Raw genomic sequence first — 25303 nt, forward strand, 5'->3', positions numbered from 1 at the left:
GAGATGAACGCCAAGATGCTTGTCCTGCTGTTGCTGCCGCTTGCCGGCTGCTCCAGCACCAGCGATACCCGATCGATGCCGGTGCAGATCCTCACGGCCGCACCGGCCAACGCCCAGGCCACCGACATGCCCAAGGTCGAACAGACCCTGCGGCCCCAGGATGTGCTCGATGTGATCTTCCACATCGGCACCACCAGTCCCCAGGCTTATCGCGTGCAACCGGGCGACCAGGTGGCCCTGAACTTCACCGCCGCCAGCCAGCTCAACGGCTCGCAACTGGTCATGCCCGACGGCAGTATCGAACTGCCGGGAGCCAATACGTCGGTGAAAGTCGCCGGCATGACCACCGACGAAGCGCGCCTGGCGGTGCAACGGGCCTACGACCAGAAAATGCTGTTCCAGCCCAATCGCAACCAGTTGACGGTGCTGGTGACCAGCCCGCTGTCCAACGAGACGAACCTGCGCAACACCTTGACCCACCCGGCCACCGGCATGAGTCGGGAAATCATCGTGGGCCGGGATGGCTACGCCAGCTTCCCGGAAATCGGCTCGGTGCCGTTGCAAGGAATGACCGTCACCCAGTTGGAGACCTTCCTCAACGAGCGCTATGCCCAACTGCCCGGCCACATGACCGTGGACGTGCTGCTCAAGTCCACCGCTGGTAATGAAATCTATGTCCTCGGTGAAGTGGCCCAACCCGGTTCCTACCCGATCCGTCGGCCGATCTCCGTGCTCGAGGCACTGACCCTTGCCCGGGGCACGAACGTCAAGGCAAGGCTCGACTCGGTGGTGATCATGCGTCGCAACGGCAACCAGGTCGAAGCCCGTCACTACGACGTGGAAAAAGCCCTGAGCGGCGATGCCTCGCAAATTGCCTACCTACAACCGGAAGACATGCTCTTCGTGCCCAAGACCAAGCTTGCCAGCGCCGGCGAACTCGCCAGGCAACTGGCTGACGTGGTGCTGTTCCAGGGCGTGGGGCTCAGCTTCGGCTACCGCCTCGACAACAAAGGCAGCAACAGCAACTGAGCCAGGTGATCGATCATGAATCCCAAGGAAAACTATCTGCATGAGTTCTTCAGGATCTTCTTCGCCAACAAGCAGTGGGTGAAGCGCATCTTCCTGATCTTCGCCGTGATTGCCCTGGCGCTGCCATTGGTGCTCAAACAGAGCTTCGATATCACCGCCCAGGTGATCGTACAGTCGAAAAAACTCTCACAAGGCGACGCCACCACGTCGCTGAACCAGGAAAACGCCACCTTCATTCCGCCGTCCCTGGCGGACATGGAAACCGAGAGCAATATCCTGCGTTCGCCGGCGCTGATCCGGCAGACCATCAGTACCCTGCGCGACCAGGGCGAGTACAACCCCAGCCCCGGCATCTTCAACAGATGGGTCAGTGAACCGTTCAAGCGCTACGTCACCACGCCGCTGCGCGAGTACGTGATCAACCCGCTGCGCGATGGCCTCGGACTGGAGGTCGATCCGGTGCGCGACACCGTGCTCGATACGCTGACTGACGAAGCCGTCGACAACCTCAAGATCGAGACCCTACCCGGCTCCAACGTCATCTCCATCGTCTACAGCTTCGGTGATCCGCAGCAAGGCACTCGGTTCGTGGCGCAACTGCTGCAGAACTACCTCTCCAGTCGCCAGGAGCTGCAATCGATCGAGTTGCCGCAGGCCTTCTATGAGCAGAAGAAAAGCCAATACCAGAGTCGCCTCGACGGCCTGGAAGGTACCCGGCTGGCCTTGCTTGAAGGCGTCGGGTCGGCTGATCCGAAGGAGGAAATCACCTTCCGCCTGAACGCCATCAACACTGAAGAGCAGGCCTTGAACCTGTACCAGGATCGCCTGCTGCAAAGCCAACGCTGGCTCGACTATCTCAAGACCAGTCTGGCGGCGGCGAACAGCTCGCGGTTCAACGACTACACCTTTCCCTTCACCTTCACCACCACCGTGGACAACATCGCCTTCGAAGACCGGGAGATCAAACAGTTGGGTGAGCAACTGACCGGCCAGGTCAGCCGCTACATGAACGACCTGGCGATCTTCCAACCCGGCAGCGAACCGATGCTGCTGGCCCGGGAACAGATCGTGCGCACCCGTCAACAATTCCTGAAGGTGGTGAACAACCGAATCCAGGAACGCACCACCGACCTGGCGGTGGTCAGCTCGGTGATCGATCAGAAGGTCCAGCGCATCGCCGCGTTCAAGGGGCGTATCCACCAGTTGCAGGAAACCCAGAGCAAGCTGCAGCAGATGGACACCGAGATCAACGCCCTGCATGCGGCGTTCTCCACCTACGCCCAACGGTTCGCCGAAGCCAGCACCGCCCGTTCGCTGGACAACGACCTGTCCAACGCCCGCGTGCTCAGCCCGCCCTTCGAACCGACCGCCGCGGCCTTTCCCAAGCCGATGCTGATTATCCCGTTCGGCCTGTTCAGCGGCCTGCTGCTGGCAATTGCCCTGGTCTACGTGCGTGAGTTCTTCGACCATCGCTTCAAGCACCCAGCGCAGATCAGCCAGCAACTGGACGTACCGGTGCTGCTGGTGATCAACGAGCAGTCCCCCGACCAGATCAACCCGCATCGCAACTGGAGCCTGCCCAGCCTTGTCCATTGGGTGCGCAATTGAACGCGCCGTTCGGCCCGTCCCACCGCAGCAGCCCCCTGCCGATCATTCATTTGCTCGACAGCGGTGGCTTCTACGGGGCCGAGCGGATGCTGCTCGATCATTGCCTGGCGACTCCGGGGCAGCACCAGGTGCTGTTCCTCGCGGCGCCGCCGACCTTGATCGCGCGCTTTCGCCAGGCCGGGGTCGATTGCCATCACTGCGGGAGCTGGGCCGAGCTGTTGCAACACCTGCGCCAACGGCGCAGCGAGCAACCTTTGCTCAACACCCACAACTTCAAGGGGCTGCTGTTCGGCTGGGCCGCGGCCACGTTGCTGCGCCTGCCACTGGTCATCACCCAGCACGGGTTCACGCCGCGCAGCCCGAAACAGCGTTTCTACACCTGGCTGAGCCTGCAATTGTGCCGCACGGCGTCGGTCAAGCGCGTGGTCTGCGTGGCAGAGAGCATCGCGGTGCTGCATCGCCAGGCCAGCGTGCGGGCGGAAAAAGTCGCCGTGATCCCCAACGGTTTGCCGACGCCCACGGCACCAGTGGCCCACCGCGATGACGGCCAGCGCTGGCGGGTCGGCTACGTCGGCCGCCTGAGTAGCGAGAAAGGCCCGGACCTGTTCCTCGACGCCCTGATCCCCCTGTGCCAGCGGCATCCGTCGCTGCACGCGGTGATGCTCGGTGACGGCCCGGAACGTCAGGCCCTGCTCAAGCGCATCAACGATGCCGGACTACCCACGCGTATCGAACTGCCCGGGTACCAGACCGACATGAACGCCTGGTGGAGCCGCCTCGACGCGTTGGTGATCAGTTCGCGCACCGAAGGCACGCCGATGATTCTGCTCGAGGCCATGCAAGCCGGGGTACCGGTGGTGGCATTCGGCGTCGGCGGCATTCCCGATGTGGTACAGGACCGTCACAACGGATTGCTCGCCACACCTGCCGACAGCGCCGAACTGGCCCGGCAGATCGAAACGCTGTTCAGCGAACCGCCCCTGGCGCAGATCCTGGCCGATAACGCACGCCGCACCCAACAGGACCGCTACGACCTGCGCACGCTGGCCGAACGCTGGTCGCAGCTCTACATCCGTACGGCACGGGAGGCTCGTCCATGATTGTCCCTCTCTCGATTGTCAGCCTGCTGGGGCTGGTTTGCCTGGCCTTGCTGGCCAGCCCTTATCCGTTCCTGGCGCCGGGGGCGGTGCTGGGCCTGGTGGGTGTCGCCTTGCTCTATCGCAAACCCGGCTGGGGCCTGTTGGGCATCGCTGCGCTGGTCCCGTTCGAAGGGCTGTTCAAGGACAACCCGCTCTCTGGCAGCAAATTCTTCGGTCTGGCACTGATACTGATACTGATGCTGCAACTGGCCCTGCACCAGATTCCGGGCACGCGCCTGCGCAGCAATATCTGGCGGCCGCTGATCGGCTTCATGATGCTGTATAGCCTGAGCCTTTACCTGTCGGACAGCCTGGAACTGTCGATGACCCATTTTCGCGAACTGAGCGTGGGGTTGATCCTGTTCGTCATCACCCTGCTGATCGGCCGCGAACTGAACCTCGACCTGTTCTGCCGCCTGATGACGCTGAGTGTCAGCACCACCTGCGTGATGGCGATGTTTTCCGCCAAATATCAGGACCAGGGCCGCGCCTCGGGCCTGCTGGAGGACCCGAACGCCTTCGCCCTGCTGATCGCCTTTACCATGCCACTGGCGTTGCTGCTGGTGGTGCGCGGGCCGAACCTGCTGCACCGGTTGTTCTGGATGGGTTGTTTGGCGCTGCTGCTGGGTGGCATGACCAAGACTGAATCGCGTTCGGGGCTGGTGGTGCTCCTGCTCAGCCTGGCGATCGGGCTGTATCACTATCGCGCGCAATTGCCGCGCATCCGTCCACGGCACCTGGGGTTCGCCATGCTCGGGTTGGCGCTCCTGGTTCCCCTGGCAGTCGCCGTGATGCCAGCCGGCTACGTCGCACGTATCCAGTCGTTGAGCATTCTCAGTGCCGGCGTCAATGCCCACAAGGATGAATCCCTCGGCCGGCGTGCTTCGTACATCGTGGTCGGCAGTCAGATGATCCGCGAAAACCCGGTGCTCGGCACCGGCCCCGGCACCTTCCCGCTGCACTATGCGCCCACCGGCTACGCCAAGGCGTTCTCGGCCAATCGCAAGCTGGGGGACCTGTATCGCCGGGCCCATAACACCTACCTGGAAATCTTCAGTGAAATCGGCATCCCGGGCGGGCTGATGTTCGTCGGCATGCTGGGCCTGGGCCTGTACAACCTGCTGCAGGCCCGCCGGATCTGGCTCGAACGCCGGGACTGGGCACAGGCGGATCTGTTGACGCACCTGGGCATGAGCTTCCTGTCGCTGATGCTGTTCCTGATGTTCCTCAGTGCGCCGAACCACAAGCTGCTGTGGATCATGCTCGCCTTGACCTCCGTGTTGCGCCAGGAGGCCGAACAGGCAACGCCGCAGGAGGCGCGCCCATGAACCGGGTCAGCATCGTGATCCCGATGTACAACGAAGCCCGGCACATCGGCCGTACCTTGCTGGCGGCCCAGGAAGCTGCCCGCCAGGCGCAGTTGGAATGCGAGCTGATCGTGGTGGACAACGGCTCCGACGATCATGGCCCGCGCATCGCCAATGAACTGGGCGCGCGGGTGTTGATCGTGCCCGGTGTGCACATCGGTGCCCTGCGCAACCGCGGCGCGGCGGTGGCCCATGGCGATTGGCTGGCGTTCATCGACGCCGACATCGAGATGCCGGCCAACTGGCTCAAGCTGCTGTTGGAGCTGGAGGGTCATCAAGGCGATGTACTGGGCCTGGACCTCGACACGCCCCGCCAGGCGCCTTGGTTCGCCGAAGCCTGGCAGCGCCGCAGCCAGCGTCCCGGCTCCCATCGCCTGCACCGGGTGCAGTGGCTGCCCAGCGCCAACCTGTTGATGCGTCGCTCATGGTTCGAGCGGGTCGGCGGTTTCGACGAAGCCCTGCGCACCGGCGAGGACAAGGACTTCTCCCTGCGCCTGCGCCAGATCGACGCGCAACTGTTGCTGGTCAACGAATGCGTGGCCTTGCATTGGGGTTACGAAGGCAGTTGGCGCGAGTGGATAAGCAAGGAACTGTGGCGCCAGGGCAGTCATCTGCAACTGCTGCGCAGCCACGGTCCGAGCTTGCGCCTGCTGCGTTTCCCGGTGCTGTCCATCGCGACCTGGGGGCTGGATCTGCTGGCACTGGTCGCCTTGCTCCAGGGTCAGTTGCGCCTGGCGTCGCTGCTGTTGCTGATCACCACGCTTGCGCCCTTGTTCCTCAGCCTACGCCAGAGTCGTCGCGATCCGCGCTTGACCTTGCAACTGTGGGCCTTGCACGGGGTGCGCCTGCACCTGACCGGTGCAGCGTTGCTGCTCAACCTCTGTCATTGGAACGTCAGGAGACCTGCCCGTGGCTGAATTCATTTATTGGACCTGCCTGTTGCTGCCGGTGTATGCCTACCTCGGTTACCCACTCATGCTCGGCCTGCTGACACCGCTGTTTCCGGTCCGGCGCTACGGCAAGGCACTGCCGATGGACATCAGCATCGTCATCGCCGCCCACAACGAAGCACGACACATCGAAGACAAACTGCGTACCTTGCTCGCCCAGGATTATCAGGCGCGCTCGCTGCAGATCATCCTCGCCAGCGACGGCTCCAGCGACGACACAGTGGTCTGCGCGCGCAAGGTGATCGACCCGCGCATCACGGTGCTCGACCTGCCCCGCCAGGGCAAGGCCGCGGCCCTCAATACCGGCGTGGCCCACAGCAGCGGTGAGATCCTGGTCTTTACTGACGCCGATAACCAATGGAGCCACGACACCCTCGGCCATTTGCTCGCCCCGCTGGGTGATCCAGAGGTCGGCGCCTGTGCCGGACACATGGAAATCCCCGTGCCGGGCAAGGGCCTGAGCCTGGGCGACAGCCTGTATCGGCACTACGAGGGCTGGCTGCGGCGGGTGGAAAGCCGCACCGACTGCATGGTTTCGGCCGATGGCGCGCTGCTGGCCCTGCGCCGGGAGCTGTTCGAGCCGATCCCGGCCCAGGTCAACGATGATTTCTTCCTCAGCACCTGCGCACCAGCCGCCGGCAAATCCATCGTCTATGCACCGAAGGCCCGGGTGATCGACCAGGGGGTGGACGAGGCCGACAAGCAGTTTCGTCGGCGCCAGCGGGTCACCGTCGGTGGCTTGCAAAGCCTGGCCCAACGCCGGGCACTGCTCAATCCGCTGCGGCATGGCCTGTACGCCATCGGCCTGATCAGCCACAAGCTGATCCGCCGCCTGGCGCCGGTGTTGCTGCTGCCACTGCTGCTCAGCAACCTCTGGTTGTGGAGCGACCAAGGGTTCTATCGCCTGAGCCTGGCAGCCCAAGTGCTCGGCTACGCCATGGCACTGCTTGGCCTGCTGGATATGCACCACCGCTTGCCCCGGCCCTTTCGCCTGGCGGCGTTCGTGCTGGTGACGCTCGCGGGCATGAGCATCGGCCTGTGGCAGTTCCTGCGGGGCCGGCGCTACAGCCAATGGAATCCCGAGCAGAACCGCTGAGGAGGTGGCGAATGTCGATCAAACAAGTCTTCAAGCTCACCGGCGGCTGGTTGTATCTGAACACGGCCCTGGGCCGCGGCCCGCTGCGGGGGGCCGGCGTGATCCTGATGCTGCACCGGGTGCTGAGCAACGACCGCGCCGCCGAACTGCCCCATCGCAACGAATTGTGCGTGGGGCCGGAAGCCTTCGAACACTTGCTGATCTGGCTGCAACGGCATTTCGAATGCGTGCCCCTGATGACCTTGCTGCTGGCCGACCCCGCCACCGTTCCGGACCGTCCGCGGGTGGCCCTGACCTTCGACGACGGCTGGCGCGATAACGCCATGAATGCCTTTCCCCTGCTGCGCCAATACCAGGTGCCGGCGAGTATTTTCCTGTCCACCGACTTCATCGGCAGCCGCCAGCACTTCTGGTGGGAAAGCATCGGCGAAACCCTGTGGGGCAGCCACGGCCAGGTGGCGCGGCTGGCGCTGATCGAACACTTGCAACAGGCCGGACGGCCGTTGCCGGTGATGCTCGACGACCTGGATGACGAACGCCGCAGCCTGTCGTTGTTGCACTATCTGCAAAGCCTCAAAACCCTTGATCCGCAAATCCTGAGCGACCTCACTGACACCTGCCCCCCTGGTGCCCAGCCCCAGGCGCTGGACTGGACCCAAGTGCGCATGCTCGAAGATTCAGGCCTGGTGCGCTTCGGCCCCCACGGGGCCAGCCACGCGATCCTCACCCAGCTCAACGACCAGCGCCTGCATGAAGAACTGAGTCGCAGCCGGATAGCCATGGAAAACGCCTGTGCTCAACCCTTGCCGGTGTATTGCTACCCCAATGGCGATAACGACGAACGCGTGCGCCACCAAGTGGCGGCCCACGGTTTCTCGTTCGCCCTGGGGACCGAGGCCGGGCTGTATCGCAATGACGGCGACCCTTTGAACCTGCCGCGCTTCGGTGTCAGTCAACGCAACGCCCAGCACCCCGAACTGCTGGCTTGGCGCATTCGTCGAGGAGCACGTCCATGAGCCGCGCGCATTACCTCAAACACCTGGTGCTGAGCATGGGCACACGCCTGGCGATGATCGGCCTGCGCCTGCTGCGCAACGTATTGCTGGCGCGCATCCTGGGCCCCAGCGAACGCGGGCTGTTCGCCCTGCTCAGCACCCTGCCGGACCTGATCAGCGCCGCCACCAGCGGTGGCTTGAACTCAGCCGTGGGCTATCAGGCGGCGCAGCAGCGTTCGATGGGGCTGCTGCTCAGCCAGGTGCTGGTGTTCGGCTGCCTGCTGGCCGGGCTGTTGACCTTCTTGGTGGTGGCGCTGGCGCGGGTGTTCGGTGCGGAGCTGGACATCACCATGCAATTGGGTCTGCTGGCCTGGCTGCTGTTGCTCGCCGTGCCGTTGAGTGTGCTCAAGAGCGGCCTGCTGACGCTGCACAATGCCTCAGGCGGCGTAGGCGGCTTCAATGCCTTGCGCCTGATGGAATCCCTGGTGCCGCTGTTGCTGTTCCTGGCGCTGTTCTGGATGTGGAAAGACGCGGCCCTGGAAGCGGCATTGATCAGTTGGTTGACGGGCCTGAGCCTGGTAGTACTGGCCGGTTGGGTCTGGTTGCGGCGGGGTCACGATGTGTCGTTGCAATGGAACAGCGCCACTCAGGGCGAGCTGCTGCGCTACGGCGCCCGCAGCCATCCGGACCTGTTGTTCCAGCAAGTGATTCTGCGCTCGGACTACCTGTTCATCGGCGCCCTGCTGGGCAGCGCCGCCCTGGGTCACTACGCCATGGCCAGCGCCGCCGCCGAGCTGCTGCTGATCGTGCCGGAGGCCGTGACCACACCCCTGATGAAACGCCTGTTGCAACAGGACCACGACATGCAGCGCCTGACACCCCTGGCCCTGCGTCTGACCGCCACGGTGATGCTCGGTGCGTGCCTGGGCATGGCGCTGATCGGCGAATGGTTGATCGTGACCCTGTTCGGCGTGGCCTACCAACCGGCTTATCCGGCCTTGCTGGCGCTGCTGCCGGGGCTGTTCGGGCTGTGCTATGCGAGCATCCTGCGTCTGGACCTGCTGGGCAAGAACCGGCCCGGCACGGTATCGCTGCTGATGGGTGTGGGGGCGTTGTTGAACCTGGCGTTGAACGTGCTGTTGATACCTCGCTACGGCATCGTCGGTGCCGCCGCCGCGTCTTCCATCGCTTACCTGGGGGTGACCCTGGCGTTGCTGGCGATGTATTGCCGTCTCAGCGGCGTGGCGCTGTGGCAGACGTTGATCATCCTGCCCAGCGACCTGTTGCCGATGCGGCAGATGCTGATGGGGAAATCGGCATGAGCTTCGTCGCCCCTCAGTCCGCCATCGCGAGCAGGCTCGCTCCCACAGGGATCTCACCGAACCCTGTGGGAGCGAGCTTGCTCGCGAAAGCGGCGGCTCGGCCTGTACAGATGCTGGATTTGACGACCCCTTCGCGAGCAAGCCCGCTCCCACAGGGGCCTGGTGTCGATCACAGTATCCGCGGCCGATGCAGGGTGGGAGCGAGCCTGCTCGCGATGGGGTCGGCGCGGTGCTGGATAATGGCTGCTGCATGCCTATGGGCCCTGGCACTTCCGGCCCATGGCGCCTCCATGTCCTGGACCGGCATCCGCGACGGCAGCCTGTACCTGCAGACCGACCGGCCGGACCGGGTGACCGTGCGCTGGGTACCGGCCTGGCAGGCCAACGCCAATTCGGAACACCTGTACCTGCTCGACGGTCAGGGGCGCCTGGTAGGGAAACGCTTGATCAAGAAGGTCCAGGAGCGTGGCGAACAGCAGTGGCCTTTGTTGCCGGGAGCCGCCAGCTATCGCCTGGAAATTCCCGGCTACAGTTTCCGCCGCTACTCCGTCGAACACGACGCCCATACCCGGGCGCTGTTCGCCCCGGCCAAGGTGCATTTCAGTGCCGAAACCCACGACGGCGATGAGTTGTATTTCAAGGTCGCCCCCGGCGAACAGGCCGTGCTGGCGGGCAAGCTCCATGGCGGCGTGCGCAACCTGCGAGCCCAGCGCGTCGCCGATGGCAAACAGGTGCAGTTGAACCTCAAGCCGTATCCGGTCTATGGGCAGTTCGATCGAGTCGCCCTGCCCGTCGCCAATGTCGAGCAAACCTGGCGCCTGCAATTGCAGGGCAACGGCAAGGCGGCATTCTGGCTGGATGGCACGGCGAACCTGTTCGCCCAAAACCCAGAGCATCTGCAACCGCTGCGCCAGGACCCGGGGCAGGCGCGCCTGAAACTCTATGACGATGTCCTGGGAACAACCCCGAAACTGGGGGTCTACCTGCCCTACGTCATGCCCCCGCCATCGGCCTACCCGGTGATCGAAGCCCTCAAGCCCCAGGCCGCCAGCTATTACAGTCTGGTCGACATCACTGCAGACAAGCCCGACTATGAAAATCAGTTTCGGCGCCTGTACCAGGACCGTTTCGGCATCACCCGGGACATCACCTTGCTGGCCGGTAGCGCACGCAAGGCCGATCTGCGGGCAGATCGGGTCAGCAACAGCGGCTTGCAGGCCTGGCTCACGGCGACTCGCGCCCTTGGTGGCAAAGGCATTCATTACCTGGGTTTCGCCGATGAGCCGAACCTCAACTACGCCGATTTCGCCAGCTACCAGCAAGTGTTCGAGAGCATGGCCAATCAGGTCCGCGCCCTGCCCGCCAACGCACGAGCAGGTGTGCGCATTGCCATTCCCGCCAGCTCACGATTCACCAACGGTCCCCTGGCCGATGACGCTGCCGACAAACGCGGGATCGATTGGGCGCGACGCCTGCTGGCCAAATACGATGACCAGATCGACGCCTTGGCCTGGCATGAATGGATGATCCGCGACCTGCTCGCCACCCGTGTGTACCGCCACAGCGTGCGTCAGGCCGCCCGCCTGGTGGGCCTGGATAACAACGGACGACCACGCAAGGCCCTGCTGCTGGACCAGACCAACATGTCCAGCGGCTCGAGCCTGAGCCCCTACGATCAGGAAACCCACTACGCCGCCCTGTGGTGGACGTCCGTGGTCATCAATGCCTCCGCTGACGGCTGGCTGGACATGCTCAACTGGTTCATGCTCGCCGATGAACCCGAGTACCCCAAGGGCATGGTGCGGGTGCTGGACAACCAGCGCTTCGAACTCAAGCCGGTGGGTCTGGCCCAGCAGTTCATCCAACAGCATTGGCTCAATCAGGTGCTACGCCTGGATAACGACGCCTTCGAAGTCGACGTGCTGGCAATGGCCACCGACGCGAGGCGCAGCCTGCTGGGCGTGAACAAAAGCACGCGCCCGCAACAGGTCAGCCTGGACGGCGCGTCCTGCCCCCACGCGCAGGCAGAGCTGGTGTATTTCGGCCCCGACAACCAAAGCCGCAGCGCCCCGTTCAACTGCGAGGCCGGGCAGATCCGGTTTCTCTTGCCAGGAGAAACCGTGTTTGCCCTCGGCTGGACCGCCCTCTCTTTCCCCCAACCCGCCACCCGTCAGGAGGCACCATGAGCGTTCTGCAAGCATTACGTGATGGCATTCAGAAAAAGGGCCTGCGCTCCGTTCTCAAACTGCTGTTCAGGCGCTACGTGTTTTTCCACACCCGACTGGTGTGGTTGGAGCACGATGTGCGGACCCCACTCCCCCCGCATAACCTCAAGCCCTACCCACCGATGCGCCTGGAGTTCATCACGGTCAGCAATGCCGATGCCTTTGCCCGGCACTTCGGCGACCGCGTCGAAACCATGCGCGAGCTGGCGGCCGAAGGCTACATAGGCTTGATGTACCTGGATGCTCAGGGCGATACCGTGGGTTTCGCCTGGGCCAGTACACGGGACTATTTCGACCGCCATTTCTATCGCTGCAATTTTCCGATCAAGCCTGGCGAGTATTTTCAGTTCGGTGGCGAGGCGATCCGTGAGTACTGGGGTACCACTATCTCGGCAGACATGCAGTTGGAAGTGTGGAAAGTCATGGCGGACCACGGTTGCAACACCATGGTCGATGTCTGCGATCTGCAAAACATCCAGGCGATCAAGATGCACCTGCGCATGGGATTCCAGGAGCGCGGCAAGCTCACCCACGTGTATCGCCTGTTCGGTCGCTGGCGGTTTTTCCGCGACACGTTCTACCGCGGCTCGGTACTGGACGCTTTTCGTAAACCGACCCCGCCGCGTGCATCGGCTGCCCCAGCTTGATGTCCATGGCGATTCAACCCCATCGCGAGCAAGCTCGTGATGGGGTCTTTCCCCAACCCGCCCCTCGCCAGGAGGCACCATGAACGTTCTGCAAAAATTGCGTGATCAAATTCGGAAGAAAGGTCTGCGCGCCGTTCTGAATCAGCTGTGCAGACACTACCTGTATTTCCACGAACAGTTGGTGTGGATGGAACGCGATCTGGTCAGTCCGATACGGCCCAACAACCTCAGGCCCTATACGCCGTTGCGCCGGGAAATCATTACCCCCCGTAATGCCGATGCCTTCGCCACGTACTTTGGCGATCGCGTCGAGACCATGCGTGAACTGGCTGCCGAAGGCCACACCGGGCTCATGTACCTGGACGACAAGGGCGACACCGTCGCTTTCATCTGGGGCAGCAAACGGGACTATTTCGACCGCCATTTCTTTCGCTGCTGGTTCCCGGTCAAACCGGGTGAATTCTTCGAGTTCGGCGGTGAGCTGTACCGCGCTTACTGGGGGACCCAGCTATCGGTGGATTTCCAGCTGGATCTGTGGAAAGCCATGGCCGAGCAGGGTTGCAACAAAGTGGTCGACGTCTTCGAGCTGCGCAACATTCCAGCCGTCAAGCTGCACCTGCGCATGGACTATCAGGAGCGCGGCCAGATCACCCATATGTATTGCTTGTTCGGCCGCTGGCGGTTCTTCCGTGACACGTTTTACACCGGCTCGGTCCTGGACTCTTTCCGTAAACCGGCCAAACCGGTTCCATCCACTGCGGCGGCCTGACGTTCATGACCATCCGGTTCCAATGGTGTCGCTCCCTGGGCGCGGCAAGCTTTCCTGTATCAGCTTATGAACAGCTGCGAACCCTGGTGGCCGATACGACGCCGTTCAACACCCTGGCCTGGCTGCAAGCGGCAGAGCTGGCGCTGCAGCCCGACCAGGAGCTGCATGTGCTGCTGGGCTGGCAGGATCAGGCGCTCAACCTGTGCCTGCCCCTGGTGTCTACGCGCGAACGCATCTGCGGGCTGCGGTTTCGGGTGCTGCGTCACCTGGGCTATCCACTGGCCGACCGCATCGCCTTGCTGGTGCACCTGGACGCCGACGCCATGGGCCAGGCATTGATGCAGATCCGTCAGCAACTGCCCCATGCATTGCTACAGTTGAATGAAGTGACCGAACCGGTGGGTGAAGAAAGCGTCCTCAGTGCTTGGATGGCATTGAGTTCCACCGGAGAACGGCGGTTGAGTTGTCGGGTGCCGGTGCATCTGATCAGCGACAGCGACCATCAGGAAATTTCCGGCGATCCGCGCTACAAGCTGCGCCGGGCGCGCAAGCGGATCGCCGCGTGCGGTGCCCGCATCCAACGGCTAACACCGGATGCCATCGGTATGGGACCGCTGCTACGAACCCTCGCCGAAGTCGAGACGGCCAGTTGGAAAGGTGAAGAAGGTGTCGGCATCTTCTCCGACCCCATGCGCCGACAGTGGATGAATCACGCCTTCACAGCCCTCGCCGCCGAAGACCTGGTGCGGGTGGTGATGCTGGAATTGGATGGGCACTGCATCAGCTATCGCCTCGGCCTGTTGGAGCAGGGACGCTTGTACGACTACAACCTGGCATTCCTGCCGGAGCACGCCGACCTGGGCAGCGGCCGGGTGCTGCTCGAAGAGTGGATTCGCTGGGGGTTGGATGACAACTGGCACTGGATCGATGCATCCCGGGTCAGCCTGGAAAACTCCAGCCATCAATTGCATGAGCGCATGACCGGACAACTGGAACACTGGCGTTGGAGCTTTTATTCATGGCAACCCGGTGGCCTGGTTCTGGGACTGGCGCTACGGCTATGGAAGAGTCTCAAGCCGTGGCTCGGCAAGCGCCCGCGCCGACAAAACACAACGGCTGTTTCTTCACCCAATCCCAAAAGCAAGGAGAGCGATCATGCCTAGCGAGGTCATAATCAACGCTGACGACTTCGGACTCAGCCTCAGCGACAACGCAGTCATTCAATCGGCCTTCGAGGCAGGGGTCATCAGTTCCGCCACCCTGATGGTCAATACCGCGGGTTTCGAGCAGGCCTGCAAGATGGCCCGGCACCCCATGCTCCGCGGGCGTATTGGCTTGCACTTCAACATTACTCATGGCTTGCCGCTGAGTCCGTCGATTGCAGCGAGCCGCACATTTTGTGACGCAAACGGTGAATTCAGGTTGAGCCTGTCGCGTCATGCCCTGCGTCTGGGCGCGAAGGACCTGGCCGCGGTGCAGGAGGAGCTCCAAGCCCAGTGGCAACGTTGCCTGGACTACGGCGTGCGACCCAGCCACCTCGATTCCCACAACCATGTGCACAACATCTGGCCCATCGGCGAAGTCTTGGCCCGCTTCGCCGCCAGGCAAGGCGTGCCCGTACGCCTGGCACGCAACCTGGGGGCCAACCTGAACCTGCCCAAACGCATTTTCAAAACCTTGTTCAACCGGCGCTTGCGCAACCTCAGCGGCGCCACGGCCGACTATGTCTGCACGCCGGCCGACCTGCAACACGCAGCACCACCGGACCACGGCGCTCTCGAAGTGGTTGTGCATCCGCTGCACCTCGAAGGGGACTTTGGCGACGACAGCCTGGAAGCCGGGTGTTCCTTGACCGAGGTGTTGCGCAAGCGCCTGGAGGGGGTGCCCAAGGTGCCTTATGGCGGGGCGAGACAGCGGTTTGTGTTGACTGAGCTTGAGGATGTGCGTGGCTAAGTGGTTCGTGTGGCTGATTCGGGTACTCAAATCAACCATACCGGCCACTCGTCAGAAACTGGCAGCCATGCAAAATCCCGCCATCCTGCGAGAGGATCTGTTAAAACGCATCTTTGTGTCTTGAGTAGCGAGTCGCTTCGATGCCTTCATCTTTACTCCCTCGCCGTCGGCGCCGCTGGTTCGCCTATTTGTGCATGGCTGCGATGGTGGTCGGTTTGCCGGCGGGCTGTGCGGTGTTGAAGCACAAGGAGCGGGAGCTGGTGTTTCGCATCGAGCCGGGGACGGCGAGCTGGTTCAGCGGCCTTCCGAGCAGCGTGCAGGAGTTCGACCTCAAGCCCAAAAGCTTCAAGGCCGGGGAAAATATCCATGGGTGGTGGTGGCCGGCGGAACGTAAGAACGCGCCAGCGATCCTGTATTTGCACGGGGTGCGCTGGAACCTGACTGGCCAGTTGTTCCGCATCCAGCAACTGCGCGCCCTGGGCTTTTCGGTGCTGGCGATCGATTACCGTGGTTTCGGCAAGAGCCATGGCGACCTGCCGTCCGAGGCCAGCGTCTACGAGGATGCGCGGATTGCCTGGGAGCGGCTTGAAGCGTTGCAGCCGGACCCGGCCCTGCGACTGATCTACGGTCACTCCCTGGGCGGCGCCGTCGCGGTGGACCTCGCCGCCGAACTCGGCCAGAAGGCTGCGAAAGACGGCAGCGCCGTGCCGGCCCGAGGCTTGATCATCGAGTCCACGTTCACCTCGCTGGGCGACGTGGCGACCGCCATGGCGGACACCTCCCTGCCTGTGCGCTGGCTGCTGTCGCAGAAGTTCGACTCCATCGACAAGATCCCCGAAATCAACATGCCGCTACTGGTGGTGCATGGCGCGGCGGACAACTACGTTCCGCCGCGCTTCAGCGAGCAACTGTTCAAGGCGGCCCATGAGCCGAAGCACCTGTTGCTGGTGCCTGGAGGAACGCACAACAACAGCATGAGCCTGGCCGGCAAGAACTATCGGCAGGCGCTGGATACACTGATGAAAGCCACCCCCACCCCCATGGCCGGAGGTCCCCAGGCCAGCAAGGTCAAGGCAGGCTGATGACATCGCTGTAACCCTGACTGTGGCAGGGTGGTGGGTCTGTTGGCCTTGATGTTGGATGGGCCGGCGTCATCGCGAGCAGGCTCGCTCCCACAGGGTTTGGTGGTGTGCCTGGGGTTGTGGGCCTCCACAATCCAGTGTTGGAGCGAGCCTGCTCGCGATGGCGGTGGGTCTGTTGGTCTTGGTGTTGGATGGGCTGATGTCATCGCGGGCAAGCCAGGCTCCCACAGGGCTTGGCGGTGTGCCTGAGGTTGTGGGCCTCCAAAATCCAGTGTGGGAGCGAGCCTGCTCGCGATGGCGGTGGGTCTGTTGGCCTTGATGTTGGATGGGCCGGCGTTATCGCGGGCAAGCCAGGCTCCCACAGGGCTTGGCGGTGTGCCTGAGGTTGTGGGCCTCCACAATCCAGTGTGGGAGCGAGCCTGCTCGCGATGGCGGTGGGTCTGTTGGCCTTGATGTTGGATGGGCCGGCGTCATCGCGAGCAGGCTCGCTCCCACAGGGTTTGGTGGTGTGTCTGGGGTTGTGGGCCGCGCAATCCGGTGTGGGAGCGAGCCTGCTCGCGATGGCGGTGGGTCTGTTGGCCTTGATGTTGGATGGGCCGGCGTCATCGCGAGCAGGCTCGCTCCCACAGGGTTCGGTGGTGTGTCTGGGGTTGTGGGCCGCGCAATCCGGTGTGGGAGCGAGCCTGCTCGCGATGGCGGTGGGTCTGTTGGCCTTGGTGTCGGATGGGCTGATGTCATCGCGGGCAAGCCAGGCTCCCACAGGGTTTGGTGGTGTGTCTGGAGGTTGTGGGCTTCTTTTCATGGCTCAAAAAAAACGGCACCTTTCGGTGCCGTTCATTTATTGCAGGGCGCTTACTTGCGGGCTGCTTCCCACGATTTCAGCAGTTCGGCGTAGCTCACGGTTTCGCCTTTAGGCTTCTCGTTCGCCAGTTTCGGCTTCGGTGCGCCCGGTTGGTCGAACCAGTACTGCGCGTCGCGTTCCGGGTTCATTTTCGGCGCGCAGGTGGCCTGGGCCTTGGAGCGTTCCAGACGGGTCATGATCGCGTCCTGATCCTTCGCCAGGCCGTCGAGTGCCTGCTGCGGAGTCTTCTCGCCGCTGGCCGCTTCGGCGATGTGGCTCCACCACAGCTGCGCCAGACGCGGATAGTCCGGCACGTTGGTCCCGGTCGGGGTCCACTGCACGCGGGCCGGGCTGCGGTAGAACTCCACCAGGCCACCCAGTTTCGGCGCCAGGTCGGTCATCGCCTGCGAGTTGATGTCCGACTCACGAATCGGCGTCAGGCCGACGATGGTTTTCTTCAGCGACACGGTTTTCGACGTCACGAACTGCGCGTACAGCCAGGCCGCGAGTTTCTGCTTCTCAGGCGTGGACTTCATGAAGGTCCAGGAACCCACGTCCTGATACCCCAGCTTCATGCCCTGTTCCCAGTACGGACCGCGCGGCGACGGAGCCATGCGCCACTTCGGCGTGCCGTCCGCGTTGACCACGGGCAGGCCTGGCTTGGTCATGTCGGCGGTGAACGCGGTGTACCAGAAAATCTGCTGGGCGATGTTGCCTTGGGCCGGCACCGGGCCGGACTCGGAGAAGGTCATGCCCGCCGCTTCCGGTGGCGCGTACTTCTTCAGCCAATCCACGTATTTGGTGGTGGCGAACACGGCCGCAGGACCATTGGTATCACCGCCACGGGTCACGCTGGAACCGACCGGATGGCAGTCCTCGACGCGGATGCCCCACTCGTCCACCGGCAAGCCGTTGGGCAGGCCTTTGTCGCCGCCACCAGCCATGGAGAACCAGGCATCAGTGAAGCGCCAGCCTAGGGACGGGTCTTTCTTGCCGTAGTCCATGTGGCCATAGACGCGCTTGCCGTCGATCTCCTTGACGTCTTCGGAGAAGAACTTGGCGATGTCTTCATAGGCCGACCAGTTCACCGGTACGCCCAGCTCGTAGCCGTACTTCTCCTTGAACTTGGCCTTCAGGTCCGGACGTTCGAACCAGTCGGCGCGGAACCAGTAGAGGTTGGCGAATTGCTGGTCGGGCAGTTGATAGAGCTTGCCGTCCGGCGCGGTGGTGAACGACGTACCGATGAAGTCCTTGATGTCCAGGGTCGGCGAAGTGAAGTTCTTGCCCTCATTGGCCATCAGGTCAGTGATCGATTCGGTCTTGCCGTAGCGGAAGTGCGTACCGATGAGGTCCGAGTCGTTGACCCAGCCGTCATAGATATTCTTGTCCGACTGCATCACCGTCTGCATCTTTTCCACCACGTCGCCTTCTTGCAGCAGGTCGTGGGTCAACTGGATCCCGGTGATTTCGGTGAAGGCCTTGGCCAGTACCTTGGACTCGTATTCGTGGGTGGTGAGGGTTTCCGACACCACGTTGATCTTCATGCCACGAAACGGCTCGGCGGCCTTGATGAACCACTTGAGTTCTTCGAGCTGCTGCTCGGCTGTCAAGGTTGACGGCTTGAATTCACTGCCGATCCATTTTTTAGCGGCGTCTTCATAGGCGTCAGCCCAGGCCACAGCGCTCAACCCGCTGAGTGCCAGTGCGGCTGCCAATGAAACGCTATGTCGCAGCTTATTGTTTTTATTGAACATAGAGACCTCCTGTTTGGGTTTAAGAGCCTGATCGTCGAATATGCGCGACTAGCCCCACCGCATCACTGCCAACAGCCACACCCAAGACAACGCGAACGCTATCCAGATGCTCCAGTCGGTGGCGCCGATTACCAGCAGATGCAGGTAGGCGCTACCGAGAAGACCGATAAACAACCGATCGCCACGGGTCGTGGTAATCGGCAGGAAACCACGCCGAGGGATGCTCGGCGAACGCAACTCCCAAGTGGTCATGCCTACCAGGAACAAGGCGATAACCCCAAAAAATACCGCCGTGGGGACGGTCCAGTTCATCCATTCCATCATCGACTCCTCAGACCCGACCCAGGGCAAAGCCCTTGGCCACGTGGTTGCGAACGAACCAGATCACCAGCATGCCCGGCAGGATGGTCAACACCCCAGCCGCCGCCAGCACCCCCCAGTCGATACCCGAGGCCGACACCGTGCGGGTCATCACCGCCGCGATCGGCTTGGCATTGACCGAGGTGAGCGTGCGAGCCAGCAACAGTTCGACCCAGGAAAACATGAAGCAGAAGAACGCCGTCACGCCGATGCCGGAGCCGATCAACGGGATGAAGATCTTGACGAAGAACTTGGGGAAACTGTAGCCGTCAATGTAGGCGGTCTCGTCAATTTCTTTCGGCACCCCGGACATGAAGCCTTCGAGGATCCACACCGCCAACGGCACGTTGAACAGGCAGTGGGCCAGGGCCACGGCGATATGGGTGTCGAACAGCCCGATGGACGAATACAGCTGGAAGAACGGCAACAGAAACACCGCCGGCGGCGCCATGCGGTTGGTCAGCAGCCAGAAGAACAGGTGCTTGTCCCCCAGGAACCGATAACGCGAGAAGGCATAAGCAGCGGGCAACGCCACGCTCAGGGAAATCACCGTGTTCAGGCTCACGTAGTAGAGCGAGTTCAGGTAACCGGTGTACCAGCTCGGGTCGGTGAAGATCACCTTGTAGTTATGGAAGGTGAAATCCTGTGGCCACAAGGTCAGGCTGCCGAGGATTTCAGTGTTGCTCTTGAACGACATGTTCAGCAGCCAGTAGATGGGCACCAGCAGGAACAGGATGTAGAGCAGCAACGGGATCAGCTTCTTATTGCTCATCGTGCAGGCCTCAACGGTTGGCGTCGGAGTGAGTCATGGCGGTGTAGAACAGCCACGACACCAACAGAATGATCAGGAAGTACACCAGGGAAAACGCGGCCGCCGGCCCCAGGTCGAATTGACCGATGGCCATCTGCGTCAGGGTCTGGCTCAGGAACGTGGTGGCGTTACCCGGCCCGCCACCGGTGAGCACGAACGGTTCGGTGTAGATCATGAAACTGTCCATGAAGCGCAGCATCACCGCGATCAGCAGCACGCTCTTCATCTTCGGCAACTGAATGTGCCGGAACACCGCCCAGTTGGACGCCCGATCGATCCGTGCCGCCTGGTAGTACACATCCGGGATCGCCCGCAGCCCGGAGTAGCACAGCAGCGCCACCAGCGAGGTCCAGTGCCAGACGTCCATCACCAGCACCGTCACCCAGGCGTCCATGGTGTTGGCCGCATAGTTGTAATTGATGCCCAGGGCGTTGAGGGTCGATCCGAGCAGACCAATGTCGGCGCGGCCGAAAATCTGCCAGATGGTGCCGACCACGTTCCACGGGATCAGCAGCGGAATCGCCAGGATGATCAACACCAGGGACGACCATTTGCCCTTGGTCGGCATGGTCAGGGCGATGGCGATGCCCAGGGGGATTTCGATCAACAGCACGCAGGCCGAATAGATGAACTGGCGCAGCAGCGAGTCGTGCAACCGTGGGTCCATCAGCACTTGCTTGTACCAGTCGGCACCGACGAAGTAGCGGCTGGACTGGTCGAAGATGTCCTGCACCGAATAGTTGACCACGGTCATCATCGGGATCACCGCACTGAAGGCCACCAGCAGGAACACCGGCAACACCAGCCACCAGGCCTTGTTGTTCTGCACCTTGTTCATGGCTGCACCTCACTCGACGATTCCAGCAAATATTCATCGGCGTACACCATCAGCCATTGGGCCGGGAAGCTGATATACGCTGTACCTTCCGGCACCGGTTTGTCTTCGGCCAGGCGCACCTTGAGCGGCGCACCGTCGAGGTTGAGCGTCAGGATCTTGTAGGTGCCCAGGTCTTCGACGTGTGTCACCTCGGCCCGCATCGCGTCGTCGTAGGGACCTTCCCAGACGTGGACGAATTCGGGGCGAATGCCGACTTTCAGGGTTTTGCCTTCAGCCTCGGCCACACGCTTCTGCAAAGTTTCGGACAGCGGCAAATGGGTCGAGCCGAAACCGACACCGCCAGGCTGCGCGGTGACCTCGATCAGGTTCATCCCCGGGCTGCCGATGAAGTAGCCGACAAAGGTGTGGCTCGGGCGCTCGAACAAGTCCCGGGGCGTGCCGAACTGCACGATCTGGCCGCCGTACATCACCGCGATCTTGTCGGCGAAGGTGGAGGCTTCCAACTGGTCGTGGGTGACGTAGACCATGGTGATGTTGAACTGCTCGTGGATCTGCTTGAGCTTGCGCCGCAGCTTCCATTTCAGGTGCGGGTCGATCACCGTCAGCGGTTCGTCGAACAGGATCGCCGACACGTCATCGCGTACCAGCCCACGGCCCATGGAGACTTTCTGCTTTTCATCGGCGGTGAGGTTGCGGGCCTTCTTGTCCAGCAGGTTCTGCAGGTCGAGGACCTCGGCGATTTCCTGAACCTTGGTGTGGACTTTCGCTTCGGCCATGCCCTGGTTGCGCAGCGGGAACGCCAGGTTGTCGAACACCGTCATGGTGTCGTAGACCACCGGGAACTGGAACACCTGGGCGATGTTGCGCCGTTCCGGGCTCAGGTCGTTGACGACTTTGTTGTCGAACTTCACCTGGCCCTCGGAGGGGCTGAGCAATCCGGAAATGATGTTGAGCAAGGTGGATTTCCCGCACCCCGAAGGCCCGAGCAACGCATAGGCGCCGCCCTGCTCCCAGACGTGGTTCATCTCGCGGATCGCGTAATCCTCGGGGCCCGCCGGAGTGCTGGTGTAGCTGTGGGCGAGGTTCTGCAAATGAATTTCAGCCATCAGGCAACCCTCGCAATACGCTGGCCCGGGGCCTGAACCAACTTGCCCTGGGCGTCGAAGACAAACAGTTTGTGGGTCGGGATGTAGATGCGGATCGGCGCATCCACGTCGTACTCATGCACACCGGGCAGGTGCAGCACCAACAGGAAGTGTTCGTTGCGCACGTGCAGGAAGGTCTCCGAGCCACTGATCTCGGCCACTTCGACGGTCACCGCCAGTTCCAGGTCGTCGTCGTTGCTCGGCACCAGCGAGATGTGGCTGGGGCGCACACCGAAACGGAATTCCCCCTCGCCCACCGGGCGCAGGTCGACGTTCAGCGGGAAGTGCACGAAATTGGCGAAGCTCACTTCATTACCGGCAATACGTCCCGGCATGAGGTTGATGGGGGGCTCGGAAAACAGCTCGGCGGCCAGCACGGTTTGCGGCTGGTGATAAACCGAGGCCGCCTTGCCGCTCTGGATCACCCGGCCTTCATGCAGAATCGTGGTCGTGCCACCCAGGGCCAACGCTTCGTTGGGCTCGGTGGTGGCATAGACAGCAATGGTGTGGCGGGCCTGAAACAGTTCGCGCATTTCCTGGCGAAGCTCTTCACGCAGCTTGTAGTCCAGGTTCACCAGCGGCTCGTCGAACAGGATCAGCTCGGCATCCTTGACCAGCGCGCGGGCCATGGCGGTCCGCTGCTGCTGACCGCCGGAGAGCTCCAATGGATGGCGCTTCAAGAACTTTTCGATCCGCAGCATCTTCGCGGTTTCCAGCACCTTGCTCTGGATCACCTCGTTGGAGACACCGGCCTGGCGCAAGGGCGAGGCGATGTTTTCGAAAACGGTCATGGTCGGGTAGTTGATGAACTGCTGATAGACCATCGACACGTTACGCAACCGCACCGGACGATTCGTCACGTCGACGCCGTTCATCAGGATGCGACCGCTGTCGGGCTTGTCCAGGCCGGCCATCAGGCGCATGAGGCTGGTCTTGCCGGACAATGTGCGGCCCAACAGAACGTTGAAGGATCCGGGTTCGAAATTCAGGTTGGCATCGTCGATCCAGGTCTGGCCCTCGACGGTGCGACAAATATGCTCAAGCGTTAATGACATGGCTCGGCCTTTTTATTTTTGGGAGTCAAGCGACCGAAGGTTAAAAGCGAAAGCCGTGCCAGAAATCTCATCCCGCTGAATTTATTGGGTTTTACCGATTTCCGTCGGAAAAATACGTTCACGGATGAACACAAGTGAACAAGCAAAGCTGAACAACTGAACAATTCGCCGGTTGACAATGAACAATTCTGAACAACAATGAATGAACGTTTTCTTGGGTTGGACGGTCTCCTGTGTGGGAGCGAGCCTGCTCGCGATAGCGGTCTATCGGCAACATGGGTGCAGCTGATCCGACGCTATCGCGAGCGGGCTCGCTCCCACACAGGATTTGCGTTCTACCTGGCAATCGGGGCTTGCCCCAGCACAAGGAGTCTGTGCGAAACTCACCACAACAATAAAAACAGCTTCTGCGAGAGTGTCCCATGGCCGCACCAGCTCCTGCCTTGTCCCACGACGCCATCATCCAGGCCTCCTGGTCCCGCTGCCGTGCCTTCGGCCTGAATCACCAGAGCGCACCGACCTTCGACCCGTTGCCCGCCGAAGGCATCGCCCAGTTACTGGAAAGCCAGCATTCTCTGGTGCAGACCACCCACCAGGAAGTCCTGCCGTACTACGAGAACATCCTCAGCAACTCCAATTGCCTGATCATGCTGGCCGACAACCAGGGGCAGGTGCTGACCTCCTGGGGTACCCAGCGTTTCATCGAGCCGAAACTGGCCCACGGCTTCAGCGCCGGAGCGAGCTGGATGGAGCGGTGCACCGGCACCAACGCCATTGGCACCGCATTGGCCTGCGAGCAGGCGGTGCACATTGAACACGATGAACACTTCCTCAAGGCCAACCGCTTCATGACCGGCTCCGCCGCACCGATTTTCGATGCCGAGCGCAAGGTCATCGCGGTGCTGGACGTGTCCAGCGACAGCTACTTGCCGCCCTCCCACACCCTGGGCATGGTCAAGATGATGAGCCAGACCGTGGAGAACCGGCTGATCCTCAACCTGTTCCGCGGTGAACACTTTCAGCTGACCTTCAACACCGGATTGAACAACCTCGACAGCCAATGGGCCGGACTGCTGATTTTCGACGAGAGCGGCCAGGTACTGTCCGCCAACCGCCGGGCCGACAACCTGCTGGGCCTGAGCCTGTCACGGGTCAGTATCGAAAGCCTGTTCAAGGTCTCGCTGCTGGAACTGCTGAACCAACCCGACGGCCTGCCGTTCTCCCTGCAAGCAGCCGGGCGCAATCGTTTCCAGTGCATGCTCAAGCGCCCGAACCAAGTGTCGATCAAGCCACGCGTCTTCACCGAACCGGCGCCCTCGCCCGCCCCTGCTCCCGCCGCCCACGTCATCAGCCTCAATACGCTGCACTTTGGTGACAGCCGCGTGGAAAAGGCCGTGCGCCAGGCCGAACGTTTGCTGGAAAAAGACATTCCGCTGCTGATCCACGGCGAGACAGGTGTCGGCAAGGAAGTGTTCGTCAAGGCCTTGCACCAAGCCAGCTCCCGCTGCAAGCAGCCGTTCATTGCGGTCAACTGCGCGGCCATTCCGGCCGAGCTGGTGGAATCGGAATTGTTCGGTTACGAAAAAGGCGCTTTCACCGGCGCCAACCAGAAGGGCAGCATCGGCCTGATCCGCAAGGCCGACCGCGGCACGCTGTTCCTTGACGAGATCGGCGACATGCCCCTGCCGACCCAGGCCCGCTTGCTGCGGGTATTGCAGGAGCGTTGCGTGCAACCGGTGGGCAGCGCCGTGCTGTTCCCGGTGGACATCCGCATCATCTCCGCCACCAACCGCTCGCTGCGCGAACAGGTGCAACTGGGCCGTTTCCGCGAAGATCTGTACTACCGCATCGGCGGCCTGACCCTGGAACTGCCGCCCCTGCGCGAGCGCAGCGACAAACAGGCGCTGTTCAAACGCCTTTGGGAACATCATCGCGAGCCGACCCAATGGGCCGGCCTGAGCCGCGAGGTGCAGGAACTGTTCGAGCGTCATCCGTGGCCGGGCAACCTGCGACAAGTCAGCAGCGTGCTGCAAGTGGCCTTGGCGATGGCCGAGGAACAGCCGATCCGCCCGGAACACCTGCCGGATGATTTCTTCGTGGACCTGGAGATGGACCCGGTGGACACACCGGAGCCGCTGTCGGTGGACTTGAACGATGCCGAAGACCTGAACCGCCAATTGCAGGCGGTGGGCGGAAACATCTCGCACCTGGCCCGTCGGCTCGGGGTCAGCCGCAATACCTTGTACAAACGTCTGCGGCAGCTTGAAAACTGAGGGCGTAGCAGCCTGCCAACAGGCCGCTACGCCGGGTTCAACCG

21 protein-coding genes are annotated in these 25303 nt (G+C 62.3%); 15 read left to right on the top strand and 6 right to left on the bottom strand.

All coding sequences use genetic code 11. The features are described from left to right. Nucleotides 1–3 precede the first annotated feature (3 nt). From PCOSP_RS19645 to PCOSP_RS19710, 14 genes are all read left to right on the top strand, one after another. The gene (locus PCOSP_RS19645; protein ID WP_139644478.1) at nucleotides 4–1029 is read left to right on the top strand and encodes a polysaccharide biosynthesis/export family protein; all 1026 of its coding nucleotides are present in this window, start codon (nucleotides 4–6) and stop codon (nucleotides 1027–1029) included. 15 nt (nucleotides 1030–1044) lie between these two features. Then, a complete protein-coding gene (locus tag PCOSP_RS19650; protein WP_464709361.1) occupies nucleotides 1045–2637 on the top strand; it encodes a GumC family protein in 1593 nt (530 codons plus the stop codon). After that, the gene (locus tag PCOSP_RS19655) at nucleotides 2634–3737 is read left to right on the top strand and encodes a glycosyltransferase family 4 protein (RefSeq protein WP_175362021.1); all 1104 of its coding nucleotides are present in this window, start codon (nucleotides 2634–2636) and stop codon (nucleotides 3735–3737) included. Before PCOSP_RS19650 ends, PCOSP_RS19655 begins: the two co-directional genes overlap by 4 nt. Beyond that, nucleotides 3734–5104, top strand: coding sequence for an O-antigen ligase family protein (locus PCOSP_RS19660; RefSeq protein WP_139644484.1), 1371 nt, complete (start codon nucleotides 3734–3736; stop codon nucleotides 5102–5104). Before PCOSP_RS19655 ends, PCOSP_RS19660 begins: the two co-directional genes overlap by 4 nt. After that, the gene (locus PCOSP_RS19665) at nucleotides 5101–6060 is read left to right on the top strand and encodes a glycosyltransferase (RefSeq protein WP_139644486.1); all 960 of its coding nucleotides are present in this window, start codon (nucleotides 5101–5103) and stop codon (nucleotides 6058–6060) included. Before PCOSP_RS19660 ends, PCOSP_RS19665 begins: the two co-directional genes overlap by 4 nt. Next, on the top strand, nucleotides 6053–7189 hold the full coding sequence (locus PCOSP_RS19670) for a glycosyltransferase family 2 protein (protein ID WP_139644489.1): 1137 nt from the start codon (nucleotides 6053–6055) through the stop codon (nucleotides 7187–7189). Before PCOSP_RS19665 ends, PCOSP_RS19670 begins: the two co-directional genes overlap by 8 nt. An 11-nt stretch (nucleotides 7190–7200) precedes the next feature. Further along, a complete protein-coding gene (locus PCOSP_RS19675) occupies nucleotides 7201–8205 on the top strand; it encodes a polysaccharide deacetylase family protein (protein ID WP_139644491.1) in 1005 nt (334 codons plus the stop codon). Further along, nucleotides 8202–9506, top strand: a complete 1305-nt coding sequence (locus tag PCOSP_RS19680; RefSeq protein ID WP_139644493.1) for a lipopolysaccharide biosynthesis protein — start codon at nucleotides 8202–8204, stop codon at nucleotides 9504–9506. Before PCOSP_RS19675 ends, PCOSP_RS19680 begins: the two co-directional genes overlap by 4 nt. Before the next feature lie 239 nt (nucleotides 9507–9745). Beyond that, complete coding sequence (locus PCOSP_RS19685) at nucleotides 9746–11692, top strand: hypothetical protein (protein ID WP_464709362.1); 1947 nt, start codon at nucleotides 9746–9748, stop codon at nucleotides 11690–11692. Then, a complete protein-coding gene (locus PCOSP_RS19690) occupies nucleotides 11689–12378 on the top strand; it encodes a GNAT family N-acetyltransferase (RefSeq protein ID WP_175385636.1) in 690 nt (229 codons plus the stop codon). Before PCOSP_RS19685 ends, PCOSP_RS19690 begins: the two co-directional genes overlap by 4 nt. Nucleotides 12379–12457: 79 nt before the next feature. Then, nucleotides 12458–13147, top strand: coding sequence for an N-acetyltransferase (locus PCOSP_RS19695; RefSeq protein ID WP_175362016.1), 690 nt, complete (start codon nucleotides 12458–12460; stop codon nucleotides 13145–13147). Between the two features lie 5 nt (nucleotides 13148–13152). Beyond that, nucleotides 13153–14310 carry a GNAT family N-acetyltransferase gene (locus PCOSP_RS19700; RefSeq protein WP_464709363.1) on the top strand — a complete coding sequence of 386 codons (1158 nt, stop codon included), beginning with the start codon at nucleotides 13153–13155 and terminating at the stop codon, nucleotides 14308–14310. Continuing rightward, nucleotides 14303–15100, top strand: a complete 798-nt coding sequence (locus PCOSP_RS19705; protein WP_139644503.1) for a ChbG/HpnK family deacetylase — start codon at nucleotides 14303–14305, stop codon at nucleotides 15098–15100. The genes PCOSP_RS19700 and PCOSP_RS19705 overlap by 8 nt, the downstream gene beginning before the upstream one ends. Nucleotides 15101–15240: 140 nt before the next feature. Then, a complete protein-coding gene (locus PCOSP_RS19710; protein WP_464709364.1) occupies nucleotides 15241–16182 on the top strand; it encodes an alpha/beta hydrolase in 942 nt (313 codons plus the stop codon). Between the two features lie 852 nt (nucleotides 16183–17034). Here PCOSP_RS19710 and PCOSP_RS19715 read toward each other — a convergent pair. Genes PCOSP_RS19715 through PCOSP_RS19740 form a run of 6 tightly spaced genes read right to left on the bottom strand, consistent with a single transcriptional unit; the run spans nucleotide 17035 to nucleotide 22986 of the window. Then, a complete protein-coding gene (locus tag PCOSP_RS19715) occupies nucleotides 17035–18777 on the bottom strand; it encodes an ABC transporter substrate-binding protein (RefSeq protein WP_139644509.1) in 1743 nt (580 codons plus the stop codon). Between the two features lie 48 nt (nucleotides 18778–18825). Then, entirely contained in the window at nucleotides 18826–19098 is a 273-nt protein-coding gene (locus tag PCOSP_RS19720) for a DUF2160 domain-containing protein (RefSeq protein WP_139644512.1), read from the bottom strand. Between the two features lie 10 nt (nucleotides 19099–19108). Then, nucleotides 19109–19909 carry a carbohydrate ABC transporter permease gene (locus PCOSP_RS19725; RefSeq protein ID WP_139644514.1) on the bottom strand — a complete coding sequence of 267 codons (801 nt, stop codon included), beginning with the start codon at nucleotides 19907–19909 and terminating at the stop codon, nucleotides 19109–19111. A 10-nt stretch (nucleotides 19910–19919) separates the two neighbouring features. Beyond that, nucleotides 19920–20786 (bottom strand): carbohydrate ABC transporter permease, encoded by an 867-nt coding sequence (locus PCOSP_RS19730; protein WP_041023710.1) that lies wholly within the window; start codon nucleotides 20784–20786, stop codon nucleotides 19920–19922. Beyond that, entirely contained in the window at nucleotides 20783–21892 is a 1110-nt protein-coding gene (locus tag PCOSP_RS19735) for an ABC transporter ATP-binding protein (protein WP_139644516.1), read from the bottom strand. The genes PCOSP_RS19730 and PCOSP_RS19735 overlap by 4 nt, the downstream gene beginning before the upstream one ends. Further along, complete coding sequence (locus PCOSP_RS19740; protein WP_041023712.1) at nucleotides 21892–22986, bottom strand: ABC transporter ATP-binding protein; 1095 nt, start codon at nucleotides 22984–22986, stop codon at nucleotides 21892–21894. The genes PCOSP_RS19735 and PCOSP_RS19740 overlap by 1 nt, the downstream gene beginning before the upstream one ends. A 422-nt stretch (nucleotides 22987–23408) precedes the next feature. On the opposite strand from PCOSP_RS19740, the gene PCOSP_RS19745 reads away from it, so the two are divergent. Beyond that, nucleotides 23409–25259 (top strand): sigma-54-dependent Fis family transcriptional regulator, encoded by a 1851-nt coding sequence (locus tag PCOSP_RS19745; protein WP_464709365.1) that lies wholly within the window; start codon nucleotides 23409–23411, stop codon nucleotides 25257–25259. Nucleotides 25260–25303 lie beyond the last annotated feature (44 nt).

Source organism: Pseudomonas sp. MAFF 730105 (assembly GCF_055380705.1).

Bases quoted from the DNA above. Each gene is read 5' to 3' on its own strand.
- PCOSP_RS19680 (WP_139644493.1), top strand. From the start codon at position 8,202: ATGAGCCGCGCGCATTACCTCAAACACCTGGTGCTGAGCATGGGCACA.
- PCOSP_RS19710 (WP_464709364.1), top strand. From the start codon at position 15,241: ATGCCTTCATCTTTACTCCCTCGCCGTCGGCGCCGCTGGTTCGCCTAT.
- PCOSP_RS19690 (WP_175385636.1), top strand. From the start codon at position 11,689: ATGAGCGTTCTGCAAGCATTACGTGATGGCATTCAGAAAAAGGGCCTG.
- PCOSP_RS19705 (WP_139644503.1), top strand. From the start codon at position 14,303: ATGCCTAGCGAGGTCATAATCAACGCTGACGACTTCGGACTCAGCCTC.
- PCOSP_RS19740 (WP_041023712.1), bottom strand. From the start codon at position 22,986: ATGTCATTAACGCTTGAGCATATTTGTCGCACCGTCGAGGGCCAGACC.
- PCOSP_RS19675 (WP_139644491.1), top strand. From the start codon at position 7,201: ATGTCGATCAAACAAGTCTTCAAGCTCACCGGCGGCTGGTTGTATCTG.
- PCOSP_RS19725 (WP_139644514.1), bottom strand. From the start codon at position 19,909: ATGAGCAATAAGAAGCTGATCCCGTTGCTGCTCTACATCCTGTTCCTG.
- PCOSP_RS19665 (WP_139644486.1), top strand. From the start codon at position 5,101: ATGAACCGGGTCAGCATCGTGATCCCGATGTACAACGAAGCCCGGCAC.
- PCOSP_RS19650 (WP_464709361.1), top strand. From the start codon at position 1,045: ATGAATCCCAAGGAAAACTATCTGCATGAGTTCTTCAGGATCTTCTTC.
- PCOSP_RS19730 (WP_041023710.1), bottom strand. From the start codon at position 20,786: ATGAACAAGGTGCAGAACAACAAGGCCTGGTGGCTGGTGTTGCCGGTG.
- PCOSP_RS19715 (WP_139644509.1), bottom strand. From the start codon at position 18,777: ATGTTCAATAAAAACAATAAGCTGCGACATAGCGTTTCATTGGCAGCC.
- PCOSP_RS19645 (WP_139644478.1), top strand. From the start codon at position 4: ATGAACGCCAAGATGCTTGTCCTGCTGTTGCTGCCGCTTGCCGGCTGC.
- PCOSP_RS19720 (WP_139644512.1), bottom strand. From the start codon at position 19,098: ATGGAATGGATGAACTGGACCGTCCCCACGGCGGTATTTTTTGGGGTT.
- PCOSP_RS19745 (WP_464709365.1), top strand. From the start codon at position 23,409: ATGGCCGCACCAGCTCCTGCCTTGTCCCACGACGCCATCATCCAGGCC.
- PCOSP_RS19660 (WP_139644484.1), top strand. From the start codon at position 3,734: ATGATTGTCCCTCTCTCGATTGTCAGCCTGCTGGGGCTGGTTTGCCTG.
- PCOSP_RS19700 (WP_464709363.1), top strand. From the start codon at position 13,153: ATGACCATCCGGTTCCAATGGTGTCGCTCCCTGGGCGCGGCAAGCTTT.
- PCOSP_RS19735 (WP_139644516.1), bottom strand. From the start codon at position 21,892: ATGGCTGAAATTCATTTGCAGAACCTCGCCCACAGCTACACCAGCACT.
- PCOSP_RS19685 (WP_464709362.1), top strand. From the start codon at position 9,746: ATGGCTGCTGCATGCCTATGGGCCCTGGCACTTCCGGCCCATGGCGCC.
- PCOSP_RS19695 (WP_175362016.1), top strand. From the start codon at position 12,458: ATGAACGTTCTGCAAAAATTGCGTGATCAAATTCGGAAGAAAGGTCTG.